Raw genomic sequence first — 25,817 nt, 5'->3', positions numbered from 1 at the left:
GAAGCAATGCCCTATGTTTACCCTATTTGCTCTTCATTTAACTCATGATTCAATAAAGATCTTTTATGAGGAATCACCGTTAAGTTTGATTTCTTCAATAAGTACTGCATATGCTCAACTGGCATTGAACCATGACCTTTACTGTCACCAAGAATAAATTGGATTGTGACACCATTATTGCTTTTCACCGTCATTGTTTCGGCAGAGTTGAAAAACCCTTTTGCATTTTGCGAAATTTGAAACTTATTTCCTTCTTCAATTAACATGTACGAACTCCTTTAATATATTCTCTATGTTAGTATGCCAATTCCTATTTTTATACATACATTATTTTTCCAAAAAAAAAGAGAGGCATGAAGTCCTCTCTTAATAAATCATTCTTCCTCTTCTTCTTCATCCATCATTTCATCAAAGGCAGCGGAAACTTTATCAAATTCCTCATCACTTTCGATGGCCGTGAAATCACCATCTTCATCTACCTTTAAAAAGAAGATATCGATATCTTCCTCCGTTTCTTCCTGTCTAACGTCATCGGCAAATGCAACGGCAACATAGTCATTGCCTTCAATCGTCATGACACCTAATACTTCTACTTCCTGCTCTTCGTTACTTTCATCACTAATGGTAAAGATTTCGCCTACTTCAATTTTACTCACCTTAAACTCCCCTTTACTAAAAAATAAATCCTTAAGACAGTATCTCATAAAAGCATGTCCATACCAAATTGTACCCATTTTTATGTTAGTATAAAAGATATTGAGCATTGATTTTAAATTTATAAAAGCTTTGAAGGAGAAATTTTAAAATGAATTCAAAAGAATTAGAAGAAAAAATAATCCAGCATTACCAAGGTGAAGAAAAAATGATGATTCTCGTCTTTGCCCAGTGGTGTGTAAATCATGACCTAGACCCTGAAGAATTATATTTACGGGCTTATCCGAGCCAATCGTCCAATCCCTCATTAAGGGAGGCGATAGAATTGACTGTGCCAAAAGAGGAAGCAGGGGAAATTGCTGACCAAACACTGCTTGGTGTACTCTCCTTATTCGGAAACGATGATCTTGCCTTTGTCGTTACAGAGGAAATACAAAAGAGAAAATAATGCTCAAAAATACCCTCAAATTTCAATTTGAGGGTATTTTTTAAAATTCCTGTTATCATTTATACTAAGTCAAACATTCTAACAGCCTGGGTAATGATGAATGGGATTAAGATGGCAATGACAGTTGGAATCAGAAAGGCTAAGAATGTCCATTTCTTACTCTTCGTTTCTTTATAGATATTTAATAGCGTGGTTCCGCACGGATAATGAAGAAGGGAGAATAACATCATGTTAAGTGCGGTAAGCCACGTCCAGCCATGGTCTAGGAAAATTTGTTTTAAATCAACTAAATTATCAACTTCCGTTAACGAGCCGGTTGATAGGTAGCCCATTAAAAGGATCGGGAGAACAATTTCATTGGCCGGAAGCCCTAAGATAAACGCCATCATAATATAACCATCAAGACCGAGCATTTTTCCAAACGGATCTAGAAAATTCACGGCGTACATAAGGATACTAGTGTCACCAATATAAATGTTAGCAAATACCCAAGTCAGAATAGCCGCTGGAGCAGCGACTTTAACCGCTCGCATCAAGACGGACCAGGACTTTGTTAAAGAAGAACGGATCACTGTATCCAAGATTTTAGGTTTTCGGTAAGGCGGCAGCTCTAACGTATAATGAGTAGGTATTCCTTTAAGGGCTGTTTTCGACAGCGTCCAAGAGACAAAGAAGGTCACGATAATCCCAAATAAGACAATCCCTACGATCACCGCTGTGGTAACCAATGATTTTAATCCTCCTGTAAAATTGGCAGCCATAAATAAGGAAGCTAATACGATCAGGGTCCCCCAGCGTCCATTACAAGGAACGAAATTGTTGGTCAATATGGCAAGCATTCTTTCCCTTGGTGATTCTATGATTCTGGTCGAGATGACGGCGGCGGCGTTACAGCCAAACCCCATGGCCATGGTTAACGATTGCTTCCCGTGAGCTCCGACCCGTTTAAACAGTCGGTCCATATTAAAAGCAACCCTTGGCAGATAGCCGTAATTTTCCAATAATGCGAAGGCGGGGAAAAAGATCGCCATTGGTGGCAGCATCACACTAATTACCCATGTTGTCCCCCGGTATAAACCTAACACTAAGACACCGTGGAGCCAATCTGGTGCATGAATTGCATGGAAGAAGGTTGTTATTTGCCCTTCAATCCAGCCAAATAATTCTGCGATCAAAGAAGATGGAATATTCGCTCCAGCAATGGTTAAGTAAAATAATACACCCAACATAGTAATCATAATCGGGAAGCCAAAGATAGGCGAAGTGAAAATGCTGTCAAGTTTTTCTGTCCGGGTATCCTGTTTGGATTTTGTATAGGAGATTCCTTCATTGCATAATTGGCGGCTGCGATCATAAAGCTGCTCGACAATGTCATCCCGCAATTTGGACGTCGATAAGGCCTGTGCCTCTGTATAAAGCTCCTGAATACTCATGACTATACCACCTCCGGCACCAATCGTTTAGTGAGTTCATTTAAAAGTGTCTCATCGCCATCTAGTAATCTTAATGAAACCCAGCGAGAAGATATGTGATTACCAACCAATTCACGGACCTTTGGTTCAATGATGTTTATCTTTTCTTCAATTTCATCCGGATATTTCATCTGTACGGGATTGCATTCGATATTTCCTGTTACTATTCGATCAATCGTATCAAGTAGCATAGGAAAGCCCTTTTTATTTCTCGCCGAAATTTTTATAACCGGTACCCCTAACCGATTAGTGAACAGCCGTTCATTGATGTGAATTCCCTGCTGCTCTGCGACATCAATGAGATTAATGCAAATCACTACATTTTTGGTCATTTCTAACACCTGCAAGGCAAGATTGAAATTCCGCTCCAATGAGGTTGCATCCAAAACCACAAGAGTAACATCCGGTTTTTCGAAGACAATATAATTTCTAGCAACCTCTTCATCTGTTGAATTTGAGAACAGGGAATAGGTCCCTGGCAAATCAATTAAATGGAAGGTTTTATCCTTAAACGGAACACTGCCTTCCGCGAGGGTAACCGTCTTTCCTGCCCAGTTTCCAGTATGCTGTCTAAGGCCTGTTAAGGCATTAAATAAGGTGCTTTTGCCTGTATTCGGGTTACCTGCCAAGGCGATTCTGTATTCATTCCCCATTTGACAACAGCTCCCCTTCAATTCGTGAACTTTCCTCTTTCCGGAGGGCAATCGTCGTTTGGCTGACCCGGAAGGCAATCGGATCGCCCAATGGACTTTTCCGGACCACTTCTACTAATGCTCCTGAAACAAATCCCAAATCTAATAATCTTCTTCTCATTACACCTTCTAAGTTTAAAGACGTAATTTTAATTACATTTCCTTTTTCCCCATTCACTAATTTGATTTTTTTAGGTTTATCCATCTCTCTTTCCCCTTTTCTAAAGTTTTTCCCGTGCGCAACTTTTTCTTTAATTATATGAAAGTTTTAAGAATAATGTCACGTAAAATATAAAAAAAGCAGCCTTTTTTTGGCCGCCTTTAAAAAGTTCATTATATAATCGTAAATTGTATCCATTCACTCGGCAGTAATTGTTGATATTTCCTTTGCAAGAAACGGTCATCGACTAAAACAATCGTCCCGTGATCCTGTTCAGAGCGAATCAATCTCCCGCCTGCTTGTAATACCTTATTGATCCCTGGATAGACATAAGCATAGTCATACCCGTTTTTCCCTTGGGAGGAAAAATGATCCTTGATGATATTTCTCTCAAAACATACCTGTGGTAAGCCAACACCAATCACTACTACTCCATTTAAACGATCACCCACTAAATCAACACCTTCTGAAAAAACCCCACCTAGAACGGCAAATCCAAGCAATGTCTCTGTTTGGTTCGGTTTAAATGCGGCTAAAAAGTCTTCTCTTTTACCCTCCGTCATACCTGGTTCTTGAATGAGTGTCAGCGTGTTACCATCGAACTGTTTGAACCGCTCGTAAACGGCCAGTAAATATTGATAGGATGGAAAGAAAATCAGGTGATTCCCTGGACGTTTCTTTAGCATGGATTGAATAACCGAAATGATCTCATCCCTTGTCCGTTCCCGATCACGGTACCGTGTTGACAATGGTTTGACGAAGACATCCACCTGCTCTTCATTAAACGGAGAGGGTATGCTTAGCGAATAATCCCCTGCACTACCGCCAAGAATATCCTGATAATAGAGCATCGGGGAAAGAGTGGCCGAAAAAAAGATCTTGGCGCGGTAGCCTTTAATCATTTGACGAAGGAGCGACGATGGATCAATGCAAAACAACTTGATTTTTAGATCGTTTCGATCTTTTTCTGCATAAATGACAAAATGTTCATTGAGCAGTTCAGTTATTTTTAAAAATTGATTGACCATAAAATATGTTTCTAGTAATAATGGTGAGGTTTCTAATTGGAGAATTTGTTCCGCAGTTATAGCAAATTGGCGAGTTTGTTCTAAAAAAGCATCCTCCAGCTGTTCCAACACAAACTCCTTTTGGTTCTCGTTCATCTTCTTCATTTGAATAAACCAGGCATTCATATTGCTGGCAGCATCATAAATGGTCTGATTAACTCCCTTAAAGTCTTTTTTTAATTGAAGGAACGGCTCCTTGTTTAAGGAAGCAGAAAACATCTCCCGGCCGCGGTCGACAAGATTGTGTGCTTCATCCACTAATAAAGCAGTTGACTTCTTTTGCTCTTCTAACAACCGTTTTAATGAGACCCGCGGATCAAAGATATAATTATAGTCACAAATAATCGCATCCACAGAATAGGCGAGATCGATGGAATATTCAAATGGGCAAACTTTATGTTTCCGTGCATAGCTCTCGATCACCTCACGGGTTAGCTTGTTTTCATTTGATAAAATATCCAGTATGGCTTCATTAATCCGATCAAAATAACCATTCGCAAACTCACAAAACTCTTTTTGACATTTGGTTTCCTCTTGAAAACAAACCTTGTCCTTTGCTGTAATGGTAACCGTCTTGGCAATTAATCCGCAGGAACCAATACGGGCAAACGCTTCTTCCGCTGACGTACGGGTAATGGTTTTGGCAGTGAGATAGAAAACACGGTTTAACTGCCCTTCACCAATTGCCTTCATAGCAGGAAAGAGCGTGGAGATGGTCTTTCCAATCCCTGTTGGGGCTTTCGCAAATAAGTTTTTATTGTCGACGATCGTCTTATAAACAGCTCCAGCCAATTTCCGCTGCCCATCGCGGTACGATTTAAACGGAAATACTAGTTCCTTACAGCTTTCATCTCGTTTCTTACGATGATCGTGAAGTAGTTTGGCGTAGGGAAAATAGCCTTTGATAGCATCCCATACAAAGCTCTCAAGCTCAGAAAATGTATAGTTCCGGATAAGTGATTTTTTCTCTTCCGTATCAACGTGGACATAGGTTAACTGAACATCGATTTCTTCCAGATCCCTGTCTATTGACACTATATACGCATACATTTTAGCCTGGGCCCAGTGTACAGGGTAGCCTTCTGGCACTAGTTGCTCCAGCGGCTGGGAAAAGGATTTAATTTCGTCTATGATTACTTTGTCATCGTGAAATAAAAGCCCGTCACATCTTCCATCAATTAAGAAGGTGAGACCTTCATACCGAATCTCGGTGCTTAAATATACTTCCTTTTGGTCACCCTCTTGATAGGTCCTTTGAATTTTTTGATGGATCCTTGTCCCATCAATCATTGCAGTTTGCGAGCGGAAACGAGCATCAATACTGCCGCTCTTGAAAACATGTTCTACAAGTGCTCTTACCGATATTTGAATGTCTTCTGACAAAAATTCACCAACTTACTATATGAGAATATACGTTTGTATTTAATTATACCAAAAGGTCAAATAAAAATAGCGCATTTCTGCGCTATTAGCTAAAATTTATGATCGGATTTGTCCTGTTCCCCGGACAATAGCCTTCGTCGTTGTTAACGCCTTAAGACCCATTGGGCCGCGGGCATGAAGTTTTTGTGTGCTGATGCCGATTTCAGCTCCATAACCGAACTGTTCACCATCAGTGAAACGAGTAGAGGCATTATGATAAAGTACGGCCGCATCGACAGCTTGGAAGAACAAACGGACATTTTCCGCATTTTCACCTATGATCGCTTCCGAATGCTTTGTTCCATATTGGTCAATATGGTTAATCGCTTCTCTTACATCGGTAACTTGTTTCACTGCTAAAATAGGGGCTGAAAATTCACTGGCCCAATCTTCCTCGGTAGCTGGTTTCACAAACGAATAAGCTGAAACTAACGAATCACCACCACGCAGTTCAACTTGCTTTTCTTGCAAACGACTTAATAATTCTGAAGTATAAGGCCAGTTTTCATGAATTAAGACCGTTTCAGCCGCATTACAAACGGATGGACGATGTAATTTCGCATTGATTGCAATTTCAATCGCCATTTCTTTGTCGGCGGTTTCGTCAATAAAAACATGGCAGTTTCCAACACCTGTCTCCAATACAGGTACAGTCGCATTCTGAACAACTGTTTGAATCAATCCCGCCCCGCCGCGTGGAATGAGCACATCAAGATATTCATTTAATGTAAACATTTCAGCAGCTGTTTCGCGGCTCGTATCTTCTAGTAATTGAACAGCATCCTCTGGAATAGCCGTCCCTTTTAAGGCGTCACGCATTACCTGAACAAGGGCCTTATTGGAATGAATTGCTGAAGAACTACCCCGCAATAGCACAGCATTACCCGCTTTTAGACAAAGACTTCCGGCATCCACCGTTACGTTTGGACGGGCCTCGTACACCATACCTACCACTCCGAGCGGGACACGAATCGTTTCAATTTGTAACCCGTTTGGTCTCTCCCAGGCTTCAATTGTTTCACCAATCGGATCATCTAACTGAACTAATTGTCTCACACCATCCACAATCTGTTCGATTCTTTCCCCTGTTAAAAGTAAACGATCAAGAAGGGATGTCGAAAGTCCTCTTTCCTTTCCTGCTTCAAGATCCTTTGCGTTTTCGCTCAAAATGAAATCTTTTTCCGTTAAAAGATGATCCGCTACTTTCAATAGTGCATCATTCTTTTCAACCGTTGATATCATTCCTAATTGTTTTGACGCTTTTTTTAATTTCTTTGCTTTTTCCAACAGTTCGCCCATTTTCCCAATCACTCCTTTGGTAATTTGACCCAATTATCTCGATGGATCACTTCAGCTTTTTTATTGATAGAAAAACTTTTCGCCTGTTCACTAGGTAAGCCTTTAACACTCACTAAATCCTCAGATGAATAAAAAACCTGTCCTTTACCGACTAATTTCCCTTTTTGATTTCTAACTTCGACGACATCCAAGGCATTAAAGTCCCCATTCACGTTGGTTACTCCGACAGGTAATAAACTTTTCCCATGGAAAAGAATCGCATCTTCCGCCCCATCATCGATTTCAATCACTCCGCCGACTTGGGAATGATAAGCAATCCACTGCTTCCTCATTTGCATTTGTGTATGGAAGGGTCCGCCAATATAGGTTCCATCCCCTTTACCCGCAAGTATATCAGCAAGCTTTTCCTTCCCTTTCCCGGTACCAACAAAAACGCTGACCCCAAGGGATAGAGCCTTTTTCGCAGCCAGCAATTTTGATTTCATCCCGCCAGTGCCGACGGATGAACCACTTTCCCCAGCAAAACTGAGCAGCTCATCCGAAACCTCCGGGATGAAATTAAACTTTTTAGCATCCTTTGATACGTTGGGATTCCCATCATAAAGCCCATTAATATCTGTTAATATAATCAAGGCATTAGCATGTAAAAAGCCGCTGACGAGCGCAGATAGCAAATCGTTGTCACCAAAGGTCAATTCCTCAATCGAAACGGAATCATTTTCATTGATAATTGGCAAAACGCCTCGCCCGAGCAGCTCATGAATGGTTGAAAATAAATTTTGAAATCTTGTCTGGCTGTAAAAATCTTCTCTTGTTAATAACATTTGAGCAGGCATCAGCTTAAACTCTTTAAAAAGTTCAATATAATGCTGCATTAAAAGCCCTTGCCCGACTGCAGCGGCCGCCTGTTTCCCAGCTGTCGTTTTGGGTCTAGTCGGATAGCCTAGTGAGCCAAATCCTGCTGCAACAGCACCGGATGAAATCAAAATGACTTCATGTCCTTGTGCTTTTAGGCAGGCAAGTGCCTCGACATGATCACGCATTTTCTCTTTGGAAATGGTTCCCTTAGCATTTGTTAATGAACTGCTTCCAATTTTTACGACCACCAGCTGTTTTTTCATTTTAGTACGACCTTTCATTTTTAAAAATAAAAAAACGATTCTTCTGTCCTTAAAAAAGGACGGAAAAATCGTTTCCGCGGTACCACCTTTATTGATGCATATGCATCCTCTTCAACCCGTAACGAGGGGGACGGCTTATGTTTGCATAAGCAGCTTTCAAAGGGCAGGTTCAACCATCTTTCTGTGAGAAACCTTCCAGCCTTTGGGTTTCACTCTCTAACACATTCCAATGATTTACTAATCCCATACCATTTACTATTTTTATTTATTTGATTATCTATAGAAATTAGCAAATTGTCAAGAAGGAAAACGAATAAAAAGCAAGATATTTTTTATTTTTCCAACTATTATGAATCTACCTTTTCGACATCGTCATTTTTATGTTTTAAAACTTCTTTTACTGTATTTGTTTTAAATAGAATGGCAGCAGATCTAACGAGATTCATCACCTTAACAAAATCTTGATAGATTTCTTTGTTACTAGCTGATAACAAAAATATTTTCTTAACATACCATTGTTGAAGAATCAGTCCGAATGGTTTTTTTCCTTTAACCTCGCTATAGCGAAAATCCTCACAAAGAACCATTGACCAAACAGGAGCGATTATCTTAGCCAATTGTTTTTGTAGTTTTTTTAATTGATCAACTTGGGAAGATGACGCAAAGTAATCCCTGATTGCTAGCGCTTCTAAAGCCGCGATACTCATCCCTTGTCCAAACACTGGATCAATCCGGCAAATTGAATCTCCCGCTACTAATAATCCGTCAGGTAATGCCATCTTCTCAAAATGACGCCACTTAATTTGTGGAACTTGATAAATCGCTGTTTCTGTTATCGATGTTCCTTTTTGCAGTGCTTGATAAATATCTGGAAGAGGTAACTTTGCAGCCATTTCTTTAAATCCTTCCAAATTCTTTACTTCTCCTGGAATAAGAGTATTCAAGTAACCGATGAGTGTCACGATAAACTGGTTGTCCTCCACCATTGATAGTGCACCACCTAAGGTTTGCTCAGGTGGATTTGGATAAATAAGTTTAATTTTAAAATCATTTGGAGGTTCCGGCAGTGTAAATTTTCGTGTGGCATAACAAAGTCCTATGTCAACTTTTTCCTCCGGTACCGTTCGCCCTTGCTTCTCCACCCATCCTTTTGTAAACGAAACGGAGCCACTAGTGTCAATCACTAAATCTCCATTTATCTTTTTTATTTTATTTTCCTCGAGAACTTCAACACCACAGACCTTGCTGTCATTGTTCATTAATAAATACGATTGGACCTTTATACCATATGAATAGGAGACATTTGGGATCTGTTTAACCCTTTCCTCGACATATGCTTCGAGCAATGGTCTTGTCTGTAAGAGTGTTGTATCACCGCTTTTAAACCGCAGTTTCCAAACCCCATGATGAAACCACGCCAGATCCCGAAGTGAATCTATTTTAATCGATCCTCGTTTTACCATATCTTTTTGAAACCCAGGAAATAGCCTTTCTAATGCATGGTCACCTGCATGCAGGAGGGCATGGATGTGGTGGGCCTGAGGAACACCTTTTCTAACAGTGTTCTTATTTTCAGGCTGAGGATCCTTCTCCAGGATTTGAACATGATGAAAAAAGGGGGATATTGCCGCGGCAATCAATTTTCCTGCCATCCCCCCGCCGATAATAATTGCTTGTTCTCGCTTCAATTTTCGTCTTTCCCCTTTTTTGTCTGTCTATTTGCTATAGCAAGTCCATCATTACTCTTTTGTTATAATTTGGCTTAAAAGATAATTAGAAACCTTTACCGACTCAAGTCTTGCTGCCACGTAGGGCGGCTGGATTTCCTTTGCTCCTTCTAACGGCAAACCCAGCCATAAAAGAGCCTCATCAATTATGATGAATGGAAACGGCAAACTCTCAGCCATTCTCTGCTCAGGCTGCAGGTTTTGCCATTGTTCGTTTGAAACCACGGTTAATTTTACTGATTTGCTTCGACTTTTTAGCTTCTCTTCCCATTCTGCGGTAAGTCTAGTTTGTGCTGGCAACGATAGAACGATTGATTCCCTTACAGAATCAAAATCCTGGAATACTTTTTCTAGCCTGCGAGCGTGCATCCATTGTAGTTGAGGATGCTGATGTCTAATCCACGTTCCAATATCTTTTGTTTCCACCAATTGCTGTTTCTTAACCTGATGGTCCACAAGCTGTCTCAATGTTTTTCCTTGAAAAACATGCTTACGGATAAAGGCTTGATTGCTGACATGGATGAACTTCCCTCTTGTTCGAGTAATAGCAACGTTTATTAACCGTTCACTATCCTTACCAGTTACGAGCATACCTGCCCGAGTTTGCGGCACCCCCTCGACTGTATCAAAGATCATTACATCCCGCTCGCTACCCTGAAATCGATGCACCGTGGCAGCGATAATATCCGCGAGTCTACGTTCTTTTTCATATAAATCTTCAAGAATCAACTCCATTAACTGGGCTTGAGCGCGATAAGGAGTCACATAACCAATCGACCGCAGCCCACTCACATAGGATTCATGAATTAGCTGAAACGATAACAGCACTTGCCAAATATTCATCCTTGATTGTGAGGTCCGCTCCGTTATACAATGTGCGCCTGTATAGCTGGTATCAACGAGGACCGAGGATCTGCTCGGAAATGGTGCACTTTCTACAATTTTATTCCGGCTCTTCCAGACACTTTCGTGATCGCCTACTAGCGATTGATAGATATATTGATTTGTGAAGGCGGAGATATCTGGATGCATCCGGCGTTGTTCTTTCAGTAAGAATAGATGGGGGTGCAGCTTACCATCCTTTACCCAATCCACAATACCGGCGCGGTGAAAAATATCCTCTTTCAACCACTTCGTCACAAAAGGGTCTCTTGAGGCTGCAATTGGCGGCAGCTGTTTGAAATCACCACAGATAATTACCCGTTTTCCAAGTGCTGCAGCAAATGCCGCTTGTGGGACATAGGCCATACTCGCTTCATCAACTATCACCACATCAAACGTTTTTTCAAAAATCACCGGATCACTGGCCGCTTTGGCAAGGGTTGTCCCGACTACAAAGGCATCTTCAACAAATTGAATCTCCTTTTGACGTATCTTATCAAGTACTCTGGCAATCTTCGTTTCAAGCTCTAATAGTTGATTGGTATCCCTTTTGCTGAATGAGCGAGCAATGTCCTGCTTTAAATGCTTCCGCTCTTCGAGTAAAATCACCTTTTCTTCGGCAAGACCCGGATCTTGCTTTTCAAGTAATTCGCTTGTCGTAACTGCTTCCCGATCGGCAAGCTGTTCACTTGTACCAAATCCATAGCGAAGGACATCGCCTTCTCGAAACCGATTTTTCTTTTTAATAAAATCGGTAAGTTCACCAATCAGAACATCCACTGCCTGGTTGCTGTGTGATAAGATAAGGACCCGCTTTTCTTGAAAATATTTATTTGCAGCCGTTCTCGCGAGTGTATAGGTTTTGCCAGTACCAGGCGGCCCCCATACAAAGGTGACCGGATTATATTTGGAACGCAGAACTAGCTCATGGACAGTGCTCTTTATTTTTTCAACAGGATGGGTGGCTGGCATCGAGGGATCCATTAATTTCCTGACCCGCAGCCGCTTTTGTTTATCTTTCTTGATTTCATCGAGTCGTTCTATCAACTGCTCCAGCAATTCCCACGGATCATGATACAAAGTGGCTTCTGAAATTAAGTCGCCAAATGATTGTTCCAGCGCTATGATGACCCCTATTCCTTCTGAAGACAGGATCCGTCCATTTTGGGACATCCCACCCCACTCGAGTCTAATGGTAGAACCAACTGGTATCCGTAATGATGTCGATGTTTCAAAATAATAACAAAAAGAGCCTTCCGTTGATAACAGCCGGCCATTGCTAACCAAGTATTTGTTGCTGCCGAACTTTATTAAATAATTGATTTCATTCTGGAGGGCCTGCTGCCACTCCTTTAGATAAGAAACTACTGTTGTCATTATTTCTCTTCCTTTAAGGACAATTCCTTTAGATACTATAGCATGTTAGTTTGAAAAAGAAAAAAGCATCCGAATCCAAACGAATGCTTTGATAGATTACAAGTTAAATGTCTGCCTTCAAATAATAATTCGCAAGAGTAATGATCATCGCACCCATTCGTTCATTTTCTGGTGCTAGAACGCGGTCAATTCCTTCTTCCTTAAGGGCTTCTAAAGTTACTTTTCCAACAGCAACGGCTAGTGTTTGATCCTTAAAAGCTCCAACGATTTCTTTATAATTATTAATTTTCCTAGCATAATCGAATAGGGAACGAACCTGAACAGCAGTTGTAAAACAAACTGCGTCACACTCATTGGCGATAAGTTCCTTGCATAAAGTGTTTACTGTTTCCACTTCTGGTTCAATATGTTGATATGGCAGTATTTTTTGAACCACTGCACCTTGGTCTTCAAGGAATTGAGTTAGAACAGGTGCTGTTTCTCCATGAAGCTGAACCATGACTCGTTTTCCGCTAAAGTCAACTCCTTCAAAGGCACGAACTAAACCTTTTGTTGTCCCGTCATCAGATGCAGCAAGCGGTTTGATTGCTAATTTTTTCAGAGCTGCCAGCGTTTTATACCCACGAGAAGCAACCTTTGCATTGTGGATTTTTTCGATAAAAGCTTCTTCTAATCCCAGCTTCGCTGCAATATTAACCAAGGTGTCTATCCCAATTCCTGTTGTAAAAATAACCCAGTCAGCACCGTTTTCGATAAATTCAAGCACATCCGGCTCAACTTCCTTTTCAGCTAAAAATACGGTCCCCTGCAGAGAACGTATAATAGGTATTCCGCCTTGTTTTTCAATTAATGTACTGATTTCTTCAAGCTTGCGTGTACCGCCAACCACAATTCGTTTTCCTGAGAGACCCTTTTCCATTTCTGTACCTCACAATTTTTTTATTATAATGTAACATAAAAAATGAAGGAGAAGTGGCTCTCCCTCATTTTTTCTTTTACTAGTAATCAAATTTCTACAACTTTAATTTTCTAGGTTTTAGCCTCATTATGTTCTACCCTCATTTTTACATTTCTTTTAACAAAAAGGAAGATAAAGAGTAACATCAGCTGTAAGATAAGACCGATAATATTCCAAGTATAGAAAGAAAAACGTAAAAGATCCATGGTATTCTTAAACATTAAGATCGATAAATACCCAATAATAAAGGCAATAGGGAATAAGAACTTATTCGTGTTTCCCTTGTAAAGATAGCTAAAGCAATGATTGATTGCATAAAGAAGAAAAGCAACCTTTGTAAAAATTGTTGGGAGCCACACTACCGTGATTACCAAATCGAGCCGATCAAGAAAATCGGTAATATTAATTTGTTGAATAAGCATAAGACTTGGATAGGTAGATTCGCGGATGATTCTTGTACCTAAAACCGCCAAGGACGAAAACAGTACCACAAAGAAAAGAAATAATCCAAGCCCTGTTCCAATAATGACAGCTCGTCGTGCTTTTTTAGCTGGATTGATGTTGGAGATAATGATTAAAAAAAATAAAATCTCCCCCATCCAAGAGAAGGTGACATAAAAGGCCCTTAGAATCGCCGGAATAGATTCCCATCCGAACAGGGGCTGCAGATTTCCGAAATTCCATTCATTCAATAGTAAGAACGGCAGCATGGCCACAATGATAAATAATATTGAAAAAGTGATCCCGGTGACTCTAGCTACCACCTCAAGCCCAGAAATTGCGATATAAACAATTACTAACATGGACAGAACCATTAAGATATCATTTGGTGTCGTTGGTAAAAGGACTGTTGCAACAAAGTCTATCATTCCTCTTAAATCCCTGACGATGGTGAAAATAACAAACAGAAGGAAGAGCATGATAAAGACCTTTTCAATCCATTTACTTTTACTACCAATTAAAAGAACGTTTTGTAACCATTCGATATTTTTGTTTTTCCCAAAAACAATAAAAATCAAAGATATTAATATGGGATACATGATAATCGGCACTATCCAAGCATTTTGATCACCTTGTTGTAAAATAATTTGTGGCAGGCTTATGACAGGCCCGGCAAAGATTAAATTGGCAACCAAGAGGGCCAATTGGACATCAGATATTTTTTGTTTCATAATTTCACAACCATTCTCGAAATGCCTTCAAATGTTACATTTAAAAATGTAGTGACGGTACTGAGTGATAGGTGAAATAAATCCAAGATGGACATAGCAAAAGCTATCCCCACCCATAAGTAAACCCATTTTCGTTCTTTTTTACTGATAATTTCTTTTTTAAAGACAAATAAAACATAGAGCATGAGACATAACCATACAACAATCATCCCTATTTTCATACTGTCATTCCTTTTCAATGATCCCTATATTCGTTGTTCTTTGGATATCCGCATCTACTTTGACAGTTACTTTTAAGTTTGGCAGAGTTTTTCGCCAGTCATTCTTCCAATTTTGTTCCCACGCCTGATGTTTATTTTTATAAAGGTACCAGCCAAACCCATAAACATCTATACCCTGTGAGTGAGCATGCTTTAAAACTGCTTGAATTTGTTCTTTGATTTGGCTCTCCATTTTACTAATGATCAATCGATAGGTTTTGGGATCCTCAATTCGATAGTTTGGCTCATTTTCAAATAATACACCTGCAGCCCTGACTGTCAGGAGGAATGTGGGTTTTCCATCGACAATCTTCAAAGTGGGTTCCGTCTGATTCTCAAATATCTGCACCGAAATTTCCTCATCCTTAGCAGCCGGAAAAGATGCCGATTTTTTTTCCATTTTTTCGAATAACCATAATATGCCTTCACTTTCATTACTATTAGAAGAAAAGGCAAGCTTGTCATCTTTAAAAACAGCAAAGCTCTCCATTTGAACTTCTTTTTTGTTTTTATCGTCCTTCGTTGTACCAGCAGCGTTAACGATTGGAATGATCATGTCTTTCCCATCTCGATACAAATCTTGAAGGGCTTCTCGGGCTGTCATATTAATACTGTTTTTAGACATTTCTCTCATTCCTTCACCCGAATATTGTTCCATTCTCGGCTGTGTCTTCAATAGTTTCACTGCATCACCCCTAGAGATGAGCAAAAAGGTTGAAATCCTTGACCGGGGCTGTGTAAAAATGGCATTCAAGGACTTCTTAATCCCCTCTTTAGCAAGGGAATCCCCTATAATATGGACTCTTCTATGTCCTAAGTAGATCCTCCTGGACAACTTAGTTTGTATTTCCTCAATCCCTTGCCGTTCATTACCACCAGGTCCTTGAGCGACTAAAAAGGGCCCTTCACCGCTTGTTCCCCCGCCGCCGCCGCTTGATCCTGCTCCGCCCATAGAGCTTGGGAGCGGAATCTGTACGGAATAAAGGAATTTGTTCTTTTCCCCTTTATCTACACCAGTTGCGACAACAAATGCAATATCGTTAATCTCTGAGCGGTCCCAACAGCCTGTCAATAAAATGAGGGCGATTAGGCAAGTTAACAGCAGACGGATAAATTTCATGACTCATTCCCTTCTTCACTGCCTTTTCCGGGGCTTGGTTTTAAACCTTTCCCTTCTCGTGTCATATCCACTTTAACGGTTTGATTCGGACGTTGATTCATCGACCACCATGGAACCCGTATAAATACATCCTTAAGTCCTTTCATCGACATGGGAGATACGGGAGATAAATAAGGAATACCAAAGGATCTTAATTTGGATAAATGTGTTAGGATAATTAAGATACCCAAGACAATCCCAAATAAACCGAACATTCCTGCAAGAACAATAAATGGAAAACGAAGGAGCCGAACAGAAATCGCCATATTGAATCTTGGGATAGTAAAAGAAGCGATACCCGTTAAGGAAACGACAATGACCATAGGAGCCGAAACAATTCCTGCCTCAACAGCGGCCTGCCCAATCACAAGTGCCCCAAGGATACTTACAGCTTGACCAACAATTTTAGGCAGCCGTACCCCGGCTTCCCGGAGCGCCTCAAAGGAAATCTCCATTATCATAGCCTCGACAAAAGCTGGAAATGGGATGGCTTCCCTCGCTGATGCAATACTAAACAGCAGGTTTGTTGGAATCATTTCCTGATGATAGGTAGTCACGGCTACATAAATACTTGGTAAGGTTAGAGCAATAAATACAAAGATGATACGAAGCAGACGAAGAAAAATAGATATGTGATAACGATGATAATAATCCTCACTTGCTTGAAGAAACTGCCAAAAGGTTGCTGGCATGACGAGAGCGAGCGGGGTCCCATCGATTATAATTGCCACTCTTCCTTCTAACAGATTAGCGGCAATCGTGTCCGGACGTTCTGTATTTTGGATTTGCGGAAATACACTCCAAGGATTATCCTCAATTAATTCTTCAATATAACCACTTTCCAACACACCGTCTATCTTGATCCTGTCAAGCCGTGCTTGAACTTCTTCTAAGAGATTGGGAGAAACCAAACCATCGATATACATAATTGCGATTCCGGTTTTCGTTTCCTCGCCTACATCTTTTGCAATCGTTTTTAGACGGTTAGAGCGGATTTTTTGTCTGACAAGCGCTGTATTTACTCGGAGACTTTCCGTTAAACCTTCACGGGGTCCACGAACAACAGACTCTGTTTCAGGTTCTGTTACTCCTCTTCGTTGACCGCCCTTTGCATCAATAACAATGCCGGTGCTCACTTTATCGACTAAAAGAACGGTATTCCCTTTCAGAATATTTTTGACAGCATCATCAAGCTTAGTGATTTCAGTAACAGAACTAACCGAAATAATCCTTTCAATTATAAAGTCTGCCGTTACACGCTCTCTCTCGACTTCCCTCAACATCTGGCTGATTCCGTGAAGCTGGATACTGTTGGTATCAATTAGCCCATCTACAAATAACAGGCAGGCTTCTACCTCTCCAGCAATAATTTGCCGAAAGACGATATCAGAGCAGTCCTCAAAAAGCTGCTTTAATCGGTGAATGTTAATGGATAAATCAGCTTCGATTTCCTTTTCTGTTTTTTCACTAGGTAATGACTTCTTGTCGTCTTTAAGAAATTTTTTAATTTTTCTCATCGAAAAACTCCGATTGGGTAAATTTTTTTAGACATTCAATTTCCAAGATTTCTTTTAATAATTTGCTCCAATGATTCTAAAATATTCCTCTTGTCCCTGAATTTTGACTTGATAAGCTTGGACATACTGATTAGTGTTGAAGAATTTATCGGCAGAAGGAGTGGAGTTAATGTCAGGTCAATTTAGTGATTTTATTAATGAGGTATCTATTCATGCAAAAATGGAAAATATATGGGGCTATACCTGCAGGTCCTGGGAAAATTGCAATCAGGATACGATTCAATCGTTTCTCACTCAATGTATGGAATATAACATTGATCCGCAATATTGCATGAGCTGGGTAGAACAGCATAAAGAGGAAATCCCAAATTGGCAGGCTGTATCTGAAACCTCACTAGGCTGGGTGAACGAACATACATCGACGGGGTCAGCCATTTCAATTACAGAACAGTCACTAAGTTAGGCGTCTATGCACTAGGGCATTTCACAAAGAAATCCTAATCAGTCTACAAAGCTGATTAGGATTTCTTGTTTCCCTCCCTATTGCGCGGGTTCTACCGCTTCTACCAATTTAAATAAGAAATGATAGATTAACTGGAAGGCCTCTCCCACTGTCATTTCCTCTCGAAAACCTTCTACATAATTCAGGGCAAAGTTTAAATTCCACAACCCGTCTTCATTACTAAACATTAAATCAAATTTTGCCTCCTCACCTGATAAATGCACATTTAAATATTCCTTAAGCTGTTTATCATATTTCTTCTGAAACTTTAACCCCAGCATGACGTCATAGGTTCCGAATACATCGTCTACTTCAAGTGAAATCGCATCCACATTGACAAAATCGAACCATTTCGACTCGAAATATATAAACTCATTTTTATGCTTCTTGAAATAATCAAGTGGTTCAGACAAAAACGCTGATGTTTCAATCTTTAACATATTTTCCGTTTCTTTATCACAACGTTCAATATAAGCATCGGCAAAACGAGTATTTGCATCCTTTTCGACTAAATGACTCTCACCAGCAAGTTGGTTTTGTTCTGCGAATTCTATTTCCTCTCTAAAGAGAACAACCCCTTCAGTAGTTGATTGGCTTTCTTTTTCCGATATGTACTTTTTGATCTTTTCTTTTAACATACTTACCCTCCTATGTAGCTACATGTGTTAATATTAAATCACTTTTCAAAAAAAGCAAACCGAAAGAATCATCAAATTTAAGGAGGACATTTTAATAATATAAATGAATGAACCCCCTAGCGGAATAGGGAGTTTTAATAATGAGTATTATCTTACAACACTTTTTGAAACATCCCAAATAACAAAGTATTTAGAATACTGTCTTGTCAACACAATTGCTTCATTCTTGTCCTTTAGAAAGATTAATCCCGAACCCATCTGCTCCTCAAATTTCCACCCTTTTGACTTCATAAATTCCTTAACCTCGAAAAGTGGGTTCTTCCCTTGATTTGCGGCTAAATACATGCTTTGTTTTTCTGAATTAAGAAATTGAACGTAGTTAGAATCGGTGGTTTTTAATTTAAGGATAGATACTAACAGGGGTACAGGGTTTCCTTCCTGAAATAAGACAGGACCCAAGAACCCGATAAAAAGTCCAGCTGCGAGTGTCAAACTAAATATCAAAGTGATGAACATTTTTTTCAGCCAGCTCATCCATTTCCCCCCTGTAAAAACCTTCAATACATATGACGACCCAGGGGTGCAATTGGTTTCATTTGGAAGTATTACATTTTTATTACAATTGAACCGCTCTTTTTAAAAGAGTGGATCCACTATCATTCTACTAAATTTCACTTCCTTAAAAAACTACTTGGCATGACGACCGCAACTACTTCTCCACGAGCACAAAGACTATCATTAGCAAATACTTCAGCCACTACTTTAAATTTCTTTGGATGAATTTCCTCAACCTTACCTATTGCTTTTAACTGGACGCCATGTGGAGTCGGCTTCAAGAATTCTACATTTAAGGAAGCGGTTACAAAACGAGGCGGATCTTCTCCTTCACCAGGTTCAAAACCATTTTTCCGATGTAAGGCCAAGGAAGCAGATCCTGTACCATGACAATCAATTAACGAAGCAATAAGTCCTCCATAAACAAATCCAGGCAAAGCCGTATGTTCCGGTTTCGGTGTATAAACCGTTACGGTTTTATCTTCTTCCCAGCCAGTTCGGAAATGGTGGCCTGCATCATTTAAGCGGCCACAGCCATAACACCAGGCAAAATCATCTGGATATTCATCTTGAATTGCTTTTATTATCTTTTCCTCCATTGTCAAACCTCCTTTTCCAGAAAATTATAGCATGTTTGATAACTTATGAAAATTTATAAGGATGCTGCTAAATCTCCTAGCAGCATCCTTTACTTTTATTTTTTTATAAGACTTTGATAGGCTGCAGATGTTCTAATTTCCACCGTTACTTTACCTTTGGCATATATCGTTTTAATTAAAAACGGAACACCGGTTGTGTTTTTAAAACGAAAATCCGGACCACCATAGGATACCGTTGCATCTCTTCCCTGTGGAACATAGCCAACAGATAAGGAATGATGATGCTTTTCGACATAACTAACCCCAACCTGGTTAACCGCATTAAACAACGTCGACGAAGTCTGACAGATTCCGCCGCCGATACCCATCACCATTTTTTTATTAACAATTTCTTTTGCCGGCTGGTAACCATGGGAAGCATCACTTGGTCCGACTGTTGTATTAAAAGAAAAAATGTCGCCTGTGCCAACAATAACATTATTAATCGCCATTGCTGACAGCTCGATATTTTTTGAACGGCCCACTACCCCGCTGTTAAAATAAGTCGTGAAGGAACCAACCACCACTTCATTTAAATGGGCAGTGTCTTCCGGTTTATAGCCGCTTGCTGTAATTGTTATTGGAAGTTCAACATCACCGCCCATAGCTGATGCGGTCATCACTCGATTCACTAATTCCGCTTCATCTAAAATGATCAAAGGCTTTCCTTTAATGATTTGCCCATTTGCATCGATTTTATCAAGGACCATCCGTTGATCATATCCCGCTGTTTTATCTGTTCCTCTTGCTAGGTCTTTGGCCCACTGTTTTATTTCCTGTTTATATGAATCTGGATTACTTGCATACCCTAATTCTTCTGGTAAAAAAGTTTTAACAATACTTTTGGTATTGGGATCCATAACATTGACGACAACTGGTTTCTTTTCTTTTTCCTTTTGCGGTTGCTCCTGTGGCTTTTGAACTGGCTGCTTTTGTGATTCTGTCACTTTTTCTTTTTCATGGTCTGGCTTTTTAGTGGCTGCCTTCCCCGTACATCCTGCTAAACCTAGTAAACTCCCAATTAATAAAACTGATATGGCCCATCTTCTCTTTACCATGTTTCCCAACTACTCCTCTTTTTCTAAAGTGATTCAGTGAAATTCGCAAACGGATTGCCTCCATTCACCCATTTTATTCTCCTGAAGAAAGCATTATTACTTGTTAGAAGCTAGTAAAAGAGAAGATTATTAAAAAAGAAGCCCCGAACAATGGTTCAAAGCTTCTTAGAGGATTATTTATCTTTTAGGAAATTATAAAATTATCGCTTGTGGATAACTGTTAAAAAAGGACTGTTGACGTCCAGCTCCAGCACCTAGCCCCTCGATGGTCTACAGCCACTCAGGGAATGAAGGCAAAGAACGCCTTCTTTCCCTAAGCGTCTTATGCTTGTCGGGGCTGTTCAAGGCGCTTGCGCTTTTGTTCTTATCTTGTGCCAGTTTTCGCCATTGGCTTAACGACCTTTGCCTCTATTAAGACAGGCAGATATTTTTTATAGGTATGCCAATAAGCCATAGCAATAAATATCGTTCCGCCAACGGCATTGCCTAAAAAGACCGGGATAAAATTACGAATATATTCTATCCATGTAAAATGTCCAGCAAAGATGGCCGCAGGAATGACAAACATATTAGCCACAACGTGTTGGAATCCGATGGCAACAAACGCCATCGTTGGAAACCAAATACCTAAGATTTTTCCAGACATGTCATTAGCACCATATGAAAGCCAAACAGCAGATGCAACCAGCCAGTTACAGCCAATCCCGGAAATGAACGCCTGGAGAAAGGTTGCTTCCAGCTTGTGGTCTGCGATACTAATGGTTTTTTCTAAAAAAGGAGTTGCTTCGGTTAAGCCGACAAGATGTCCAAAGAAATAGGCAACAAAAATGGCTCCTAAAAAGTTACTGATGGTTACCAGGAACCAGTTATATAGTACCTTTCCCGTACTGATCCTATTTGCCATCCTTGCTAAAGGCACCGCCATCATATTCCCAGTCAAAAGTTCCCCGCCTGCCAATAACGTCAGAATAAGACCGATCGGGAATACGCTCGCACCAATCAAACTGCCTAATCCTTCTAAATTACCGGTTAACGTAGCGGTTACACGGATAAATAACAAGTAACCAAGGGCTATAAATGCTCCTGCTTCAAAACCTAATATGATGGATTGAAGTGGTGCATACTTGGTTTTTTTAACTCCGTTTTCGACCGTAATGGCCATGATTTGATCAGGTTTACTAAACCCCATAATCTCTACACCTTCAATTTCTTTTATTTGTGAAATACTTAACATATTATTATTTTATAGCATTTTCATCCAGAAACCTGTGAATATTTCTTTAATAATTATAAAGCGTTTTCATTCGACAAATTTTTCGTCAGACTGATTTTACTGTCACATTTTGCGATTAATTATGTGTTATAATATATACAGGTGTAAAATTTCACTAGTAAAACACTTATCACCATCGCTTAATCCTATTTGCTTTGGTTTCATGATATAGTAATTATTAATTGAATGGATGTGTTACCATGGAAAATACAATTGAGACGGTTTATCGATTAGAAAATCCGGAGAAAAACATTATTAAATTTGCGACTGGCACGCAGCTTCGTTATGAGGATGTTATTAAAGATGTTTTTGGCGTTGCTTGTATCAATGATTTACACATGATGCTTCAATATAACAAAAGCTTTCAGACAAGCATCTGTAACAGCTATGGAATCAGCGAAAAGAAAATCACACTAGATAAGATCATCCGCATCGCATCCAAATCAGATATGCTCACCTTAAAACAACATTTAATCTACGAAAAGAGCCATAATGAAGTACTGGACGAGGATGCTCATCCTGCAGAAAACACTAACCATGTCAACCGCCCTTTTGACACCATCATCAAACTCCAAGAAGGAATCTACCAATGGGACGACAGCAATTACTCCTACAACGCTGTTACAAATGGTGCCTGACACCAAGAGCCAGGTTCTTTTGCAACCTGGCTCTTGGTATATCAATAATTTTATTTTCTTTTGTTGTTATTTTTTTTGTTAGATTTGGTTAATCTTCCTAATAAGAACGCCCCTGCGGCGACACCTATGATAGTGTTAGTTTTCTTATTAAATACTTGTTTAGCTACAAGATTTAAATTTTGTGGTCTTTCTGCTAAACGTCTCATAAAATAACCATACCAATCATTTCCAAAAGGAACATACGTACAGAAATTATATCCCTCACTGGCTAAACTTAATTGAAGTTCTTTTCTAAAACCATACAGCATCTGGAATTCAAACTGGTTATGTGGAATATTGTTTTGGTTAACAAACTCTTTTACATGATTAATAATCCGATGGTCATGCGTCGCAATCGAAGTAAATTTTCCATTCAAGAGATGCCATTCAATCAATTTAATAAAGTTTGAATCAATATCCTTCTTATCTTGATAAGCGATTTCTTCTGACTCTTTATAAGCACCTTTTACAATCCGGATTCTGTAGTTTTGATATCTTTCCAAGTATTCTAACGCTTTATGAAAATAGGCCTGAATCACTGTACCCACATTATCATATTCAAGTGATAATTCGTCCAACAGATTAAAGGTCAACTCCAAATGTTTGAAGTCCTCCATATCAATGTTGACAAACATATCATATCGGCTCGCTTGGTGGACAATATCTCTAATATTATTTAAACAAAAGGTATAATCAATATCTAATCCAACTTGTGTTGGTTTTAATGAAATATGTGCATCCACTTGATTTTCATGAATGGCCTCAATAACTTTAAGAATTTGTTCTTTTGCAGATGTCGCCTCTTCTTCTTTAAAGACAAATTCCCCTAAATTGTCAACGGTACAAGATATACCTTGAGCATTAAGTTCCTTAATACTTTTGATAACTTCCGGTATATTAGTCCCGGCGACAACACTTTGTGCCCCCATTTTTAATCCATACTTTTTAGCGGCACTATTTAAAAATTGATTTTGTGATAAACCAATGAAAAGATCCTTCAACATTGCGATTTCCCCTTGCTGATAGTTTTATTTTCATTATAGCATACGCTTTCATTAAAACTTATTTTGTGAATTTTTCGAAATAAAACGCTATCATTTTTAACTTTAATATTTCAATTCAACCTTAATTTTCGATAACTTCCTAAATAAAAAAACTCATTTCTCCTAAAAGAAATGAGTTTTAACAACGTAATTATAGCACAAATGGTGTCAGCCACCTTAGTTTTCTGCAAGTTTGGGCGATATTTTCTTATCGCTAGGTTTTGCTTGGCTTTTTCCTTCAAGGTCTTCGGCTTGTTTAGAGCGTTTGATAAAGAAGGATAACACAAGTGCGATAGCTGCAATAAACGTTGCGATTAAGAATGAAAAGTTAATGCCATTTAACATCGATTGCATCATGATATGCTGTTTCATTTCTGCTAAAGCTGCCTTTGATGGCGGTGCAGTTAAATGCTGCATGGCTGCCTTACCTAGTTCTTTAGCCTCTGATTCAGCACGGTTTGACATAATTGTAACCATTAGAGCTGTTCCGATGGCACCAGCAACCTGGTTTAATGTATTGTTCATCGCCGTTCCATGCGGATAAAGACGTTTTGGAAGCTGATTTAGACCATTTGTCGATACTGGCATCATAACCATCGACATTCCTACCATCCGTACAGAATAGATAATAATTAAATGTGTATAGGTTGTATGAAGGGTTAATTTGCTAAAAGCATAGGTCGTCACAACAATAATGGTTAGACCAGTGACAGCTAAAATTCTCCCGCCTATTTTATCAAATAGTTTCCCAGTAATTGGTGACATGAACGCCATCAAGATAGCCCCAGGCATTAGCAATAATCCTGCATCCATTGGAGAAATTCCCCGCAGGTTTTGCGTGTAAATAGGTAGAAGAATCATCCCGGAAAACAAAGCCATGTTTACAACCATAGAAATGACTGATGATAAAGCAAACATTGGATACCTATAAATACGGAAATTTAACAGTGGTGCTTCTTGCTTTGTTTGTCGCCAAATAAAGATGAACAAGGAGATAATCCCAACCATAATTGTTCCATAAACTTCTGGGCTGTCCCATCCTTTACTTCCGGCAGAACTAAAGCCGTAAAGAATACCGCCAAATCCTATACTTGAGAGGATCACGGATAAGAAATCTAAACGAAGATTAACCTTTTCCTTTTTATCTTTAAGCAAGAATAATCCGATCAAGAAAACTATAATCGCAATTGGTGTAATAAAGTGGAAAAGCATTCTCCAGTCATAATTCTCGACAATCCAGCCTGATAAAGTAGGACCGATCGCTGGAGCAAACATTAGAATTAGACCAAAAACTCCCATTGCTGCTCCCCTTTTTTCAATTGGAAAGCTTACGAGCATTACGTTCATTAACAACGGCATTAAAATAGCAGAACCAGAAGCCTGAAGCATCCTTCCGCCTAACAACACCGGAAAAACATGAGCAAATCCAGCCAGAACAGTTCCGGCGGTAAATAACCCTAAAGCTGCTAAGAAAATATGGCGAACGGAGAACTTTTGAATTAAATAGGCACTAATCGGGATTAAAACTCCGTTTACAAGCATAAAGCCTGTTGTAAGCCACTGAACAGTTGATGCCTCAATGTTTAAATCTTTCATTATAGAAGGCAGTGCAATGTTTAGTAACGTATTATTTAAAAATGAGATAAAAGCACCGACCATTAATACAGCAATAATACCGTAAGGTGGACGATTTGTATGTTGTTGTTTGGTTTGTTCCATTTAGTTTCCCCCTTGACGCTTTGTTTGTCATTTTGTACATTAATTTGCATAAAGTCTATCTTATACCTTTAGTTCAATTATTGCAATTGGAAAATACTTATTAATCCGGAGTTTTATATGATTCAAATCATCCCTAACCCATACTTTTATACAGGGAGTACAACATTTCGACATCAACCATTTATCCATTACCCTTGAGCAAAGACCTATTTTTATAACTATTTTTCATCTAAAACAGGATTATTAATCGTTATTTTTAAAATGGTTAAAATAATCCATATCAGGACTCTCTGACATAAGAATTAAATTATCACTCACAAAATAAAA

Annotated in this window: 25 protein-coding genes and 1 other annotated feature; of the genes, 3 read left to right on the top strand and 22 right to left on the bottom strand. The window is 39.4% G+C overall.

Annotation, left to right across the window (positions count from 1 at the left end):
* Positions 1 to 17: 17 nt before the first annotated feature.
* Both AAHB15_RS08800 and AAHB15_RS08795 read right to left on the bottom strand, forming a co-directional pair.
* Positions 18 to 266 carry a hypothetical protein gene (locus AAHB15_RS08800; RefSeq protein WP_335572850.1) on the bottom strand — a complete coding sequence of 83 codons (249 nt, stop codon included), beginning with the start codon at positions 264 to 266 and terminating at the stop codon, positions 18 to 20.
* 108 nt (positions 267 to 374) lie between these two features.
* The gene (locus AAHB15_RS08795) at positions 375 to 656 is read right to left on the bottom strand and encodes a DUF1292 domain-containing protein (protein ID WP_144564953.1); all 282 of its coding nucleotides are present in this window, start codon (positions 654 to 656) and stop codon (positions 375 to 377) included.
* Positions 657 to 805: 149 nt separating this feature from the next.
* Here AAHB15_RS08795 and AAHB15_RS08790 point away from each other — a divergent pair, with 149 nt between their 5' ends.
* Complete coding sequence (locus AAHB15_RS08790) at positions 806 to 1,102, top strand: hypothetical protein (RefSeq protein ID WP_335572851.1); 297 nt, start codon at positions 806 to 808, stop codon at positions 1,100 to 1,102.
* A gap of 59 nt (positions 1,103 to 1,161) precedes the next feature.
* On the opposite strand, the gene AAHB15_RS08785 is transcribed toward AAHB15_RS08790, so the two are convergent.
* The 13 genes from AAHB15_RS08785 to AAHB15_RS08725 all read right to left on the bottom strand — a co-directional run bounded on the left by AAHB15_RS08785 (position 1,162) and on the right by AAHB15_RS08725 (position 17,387).
* On the bottom strand, positions 1,162 to 2,535 hold the full coding sequence (locus tag AAHB15_RS08785) for a nucleoside recognition domain-containing protein (RefSeq protein WP_335572852.1): 1,374 nt from the start codon (positions 2,533 to 2,535) through the stop codon (positions 1,162 to 1,164).
* Positions 2,536 to 2,537: 2 nt separating this feature from the next.
* Positions 2,538 to 3,227, bottom strand: a complete 690-nt coding sequence (locus AAHB15_RS08780; protein ID WP_335572853.1) for a FeoB small GTPase domain-containing protein — start codon at positions 3,225 to 3,227, stop codon at positions 2,538 to 2,540.
* Positions 3,217 to 3,471 carry a FeoA family protein gene (locus AAHB15_RS08775; protein ID WP_144564965.1) on the bottom strand — a complete coding sequence of 85 codons (255 nt, stop codon included), beginning with the start codon at positions 3,469 to 3,471 and terminating at the stop codon, positions 3,217 to 3,219. Before AAHB15_RS08775 ends, AAHB15_RS08780 begins: the two co-directional genes overlap by 11 nt.
* 128 nt (positions 3,472 to 3,599) lie before the next feature.
* The gene (locus AAHB15_RS08770) at positions 3,600 to 5,876 is read right to left on the bottom strand and encodes an ATP-dependent DNA helicase (protein WP_342042220.1); all 2,277 of its coding nucleotides are present in this window, start codon (positions 5,874 to 5,876) and stop codon (positions 3,600 to 3,602) included.
* A gap of 96 nt (positions 5,877 to 5,972) precedes the next feature.
* Complete coding sequence (locus AAHB15_RS08765; protein WP_335572855.1) at positions 5,973 to 7,214, bottom strand: glutamate-5-semialdehyde dehydrogenase; 1,242 nt, start codon at positions 7,212 to 7,214, stop codon at positions 5,973 to 5,975.
* A gap of 8 nt (positions 7,215 to 7,222) precedes the next feature.
* Complete coding sequence (gene proB, locus AAHB15_RS08760; protein WP_335572856.1) at positions 7,223 to 8,335, bottom strand: glutamate 5-kinase; 1,113 nt, start codon at positions 8,333 to 8,335, stop codon at positions 7,223 to 7,225.
* A 52-nt stretch (positions 8,336 to 8,387) separates the two neighbouring features.
* Positions 8,388 to 8,597 (bottom strand) — a binding site (T-box leader).
* An 85-nt stretch (positions 8,598 to 8,682) separates the two neighbouring features.
* Complete coding sequence (locus AAHB15_RS08755) at positions 8,683 to 10,023, bottom strand: FAD-dependent oxidoreductase (RefSeq protein WP_335572857.1); 1,341 nt, start codon at positions 10,021 to 10,023, stop codon at positions 8,683 to 8,685.
* A gap of 51 nt (positions 10,024 to 10,074) precedes the next feature.
* Entirely contained in the window at positions 10,075 to 12,321 is a 2,247-nt protein-coding gene (locus tag AAHB15_RS08750) for a DEAD/DEAH box helicase (protein ID WP_342042219.1), read from the bottom strand.
* A gap of 103 nt (positions 12,322 to 12,424) precedes the next feature.
* Positions 12,425 to 13,240 (bottom strand): uroporphyrinogen-III synthase, encoded by an 816-nt coding sequence (locus AAHB15_RS08745; protein ID WP_342042218.1) that lies wholly within the window; start codon positions 13,238 to 13,240, stop codon positions 12,425 to 12,427.
* A gap of 110 nt (positions 13,241 to 13,350) precedes the next feature.
* Positions 13,351 to 14,451: a GerAB/ArcD/ProY family transporter gene (locus tag AAHB15_RS08740; protein WP_335572861.1), complete on the bottom strand. Its 1,101-nt coding sequence runs from the start codon at positions 14,449 to 14,451 to the stop codon at positions 13,351 to 13,353.
* Positions 14,448 to 14,672 carry a hypothetical protein gene (locus AAHB15_RS08735; RefSeq protein WP_251570464.1) on the bottom strand — a complete coding sequence of 75 codons (225 nt, stop codon included), beginning with the start codon at positions 14,670 to 14,672 and terminating at the stop codon, positions 14,448 to 14,450. Before AAHB15_RS08735 ends, AAHB15_RS08740 begins: the two co-directional genes overlap by 4 nt.
* A gap of 4 nt (positions 14,673 to 14,676) precedes the next feature.
* Positions 14,677 to 15,831 carry a Ger(x)C family spore germination protein gene (locus tag AAHB15_RS08730; protein WP_342042217.1) on the bottom strand — a complete coding sequence of 385 codons (1,155 nt, stop codon included), beginning with the start codon at positions 15,829 to 15,831 and terminating at the stop codon, positions 14,677 to 14,679.
* Complete coding sequence (locus tag AAHB15_RS08725) at positions 15,828 to 17,387, bottom strand: spore germination protein (protein ID WP_335572864.1); 1,560 nt, start codon at positions 17,385 to 17,387, stop codon at positions 15,828 to 15,830. Before AAHB15_RS08725 ends, AAHB15_RS08730 begins: the two co-directional genes overlap by 4 nt.
* Before the next feature lie 169 nt (positions 17,388 to 17,556).
* Here AAHB15_RS08725 and AAHB15_RS08720 point away from each other — a divergent pair, with 169 nt between their 5' ends.
* Positions 17,557 to 17,850 carry a hypothetical protein gene (locus AAHB15_RS08720; protein WP_342042216.1) on the top strand — a complete coding sequence of 98 codons (294 nt, stop codon included), beginning with the start codon at positions 17,557 to 17,559 and terminating at the stop codon, positions 17,848 to 17,850.
* 77 nt (positions 17,851 to 17,927) lie between these two features.
* Here the strand turns inward: AAHB15_RS08720 and AAHB15_RS08715 are convergent, their stop codons facing one another.
* The 5 genes from AAHB15_RS08715 to AAHB15_RS08695 all read right to left on the bottom strand — a co-directional run bounded on the left by AAHB15_RS08715 (position 17,928) and on the right by AAHB15_RS08695 (position 21,967).
* Complete coding sequence (locus AAHB15_RS08715) at positions 17,928 to 18,527, bottom strand: branched-chain amino acid aminotransferase (protein ID WP_342042215.1); 600 nt, start codon at positions 18,525 to 18,527, stop codon at positions 17,928 to 17,930.
* 147 nt (positions 18,528 to 18,674) lie between these two features.
* Positions 18,675 to 19,061, bottom strand: a complete 387-nt coding sequence (locus AAHB15_RS08710; protein WP_342042214.1) for a hypothetical protein — start codon at positions 19,059 to 19,061, stop codon at positions 18,675 to 18,677.
* A gap of 137 nt (positions 19,062 to 19,198) precedes the next feature.
* Positions 19,199 to 19,681 carry a PaaI family thioesterase gene (locus AAHB15_RS08705; RefSeq protein WP_342042213.1) on the bottom strand — a complete coding sequence of 161 codons (483 nt, stop codon included), beginning with the start codon at positions 19,679 to 19,681 and terminating at the stop codon, positions 19,199 to 19,201.
* A 95-nt stretch (positions 19,682 to 19,776) separates the two neighbouring features.
* A complete protein-coding gene (locus AAHB15_RS08700; RefSeq protein WP_342042212.1) occupies positions 19,777 to 20,778 on the bottom strand; it encodes a VanW family protein in 1,002 nt (333 codons plus the stop codon).
* 364 nt (positions 20,779 to 21,142) lie between these two features.
* A complete protein-coding gene (locus AAHB15_RS08695) occupies positions 21,143 to 21,967 on the bottom strand; it encodes a formate/nitrite transporter family protein (protein WP_342042211.1) in 825 nt (274 codons plus the stop codon).
* Positions 21,968 to 22,251: 284 nt separating this feature from the next.
* Between AAHB15_RS08695 and AAHB15_RS08690 the strand changes: the two genes are divergently transcribed.
* Positions 22,252 to 22,689, top strand: a complete 438-nt coding sequence (locus tag AAHB15_RS08690) for a hypothetical protein (protein WP_335572869.1) — start codon at positions 22,252 to 22,254, stop codon at positions 22,687 to 22,689.
* 50 nt (positions 22,690 to 22,739) lie between these two features.
* On the opposite strand, the gene AAHB15_RS08685 is transcribed toward AAHB15_RS08690, so the two are convergent.
* Positions 22,740 to 23,732, bottom strand: a complete 993-nt coding sequence (locus AAHB15_RS08685; protein WP_342042210.1) for a proline dehydrogenase family protein — start codon at positions 23,730 to 23,732, stop codon at positions 22,740 to 22,742.
* A 216-nt stretch (positions 23,733 to 23,948) separates the two neighbouring features.
* The gene (locus AAHB15_RS08680; RefSeq protein WP_335572871.1) at positions 23,949 to 25,490 is read right to left on the bottom strand and encodes a DHA2 family efflux MFS transporter permease subunit; all 1,542 of its coding nucleotides are present in this window, start codon (positions 25,488 to 25,490) and stop codon (positions 23,949 to 23,951) included.
* Between the last annotated feature and the right edge of the window lie 327 nt (positions 25,491 to 25,817).

The sequence above is a fragment of the Bacillus sp. OTU2372 genome (assembly GCF_038440275.1).
GTDB lineage: Bacteria > Bacillota > Bacilli > Bacillales > Cytobacillaceae > Neobacillus > Neobacillus bataviensis_B.
Note: the sequence above shows the minus strand (reverse complement) of the source record. Positions and strands in the feature narration are given on the sequence as shown.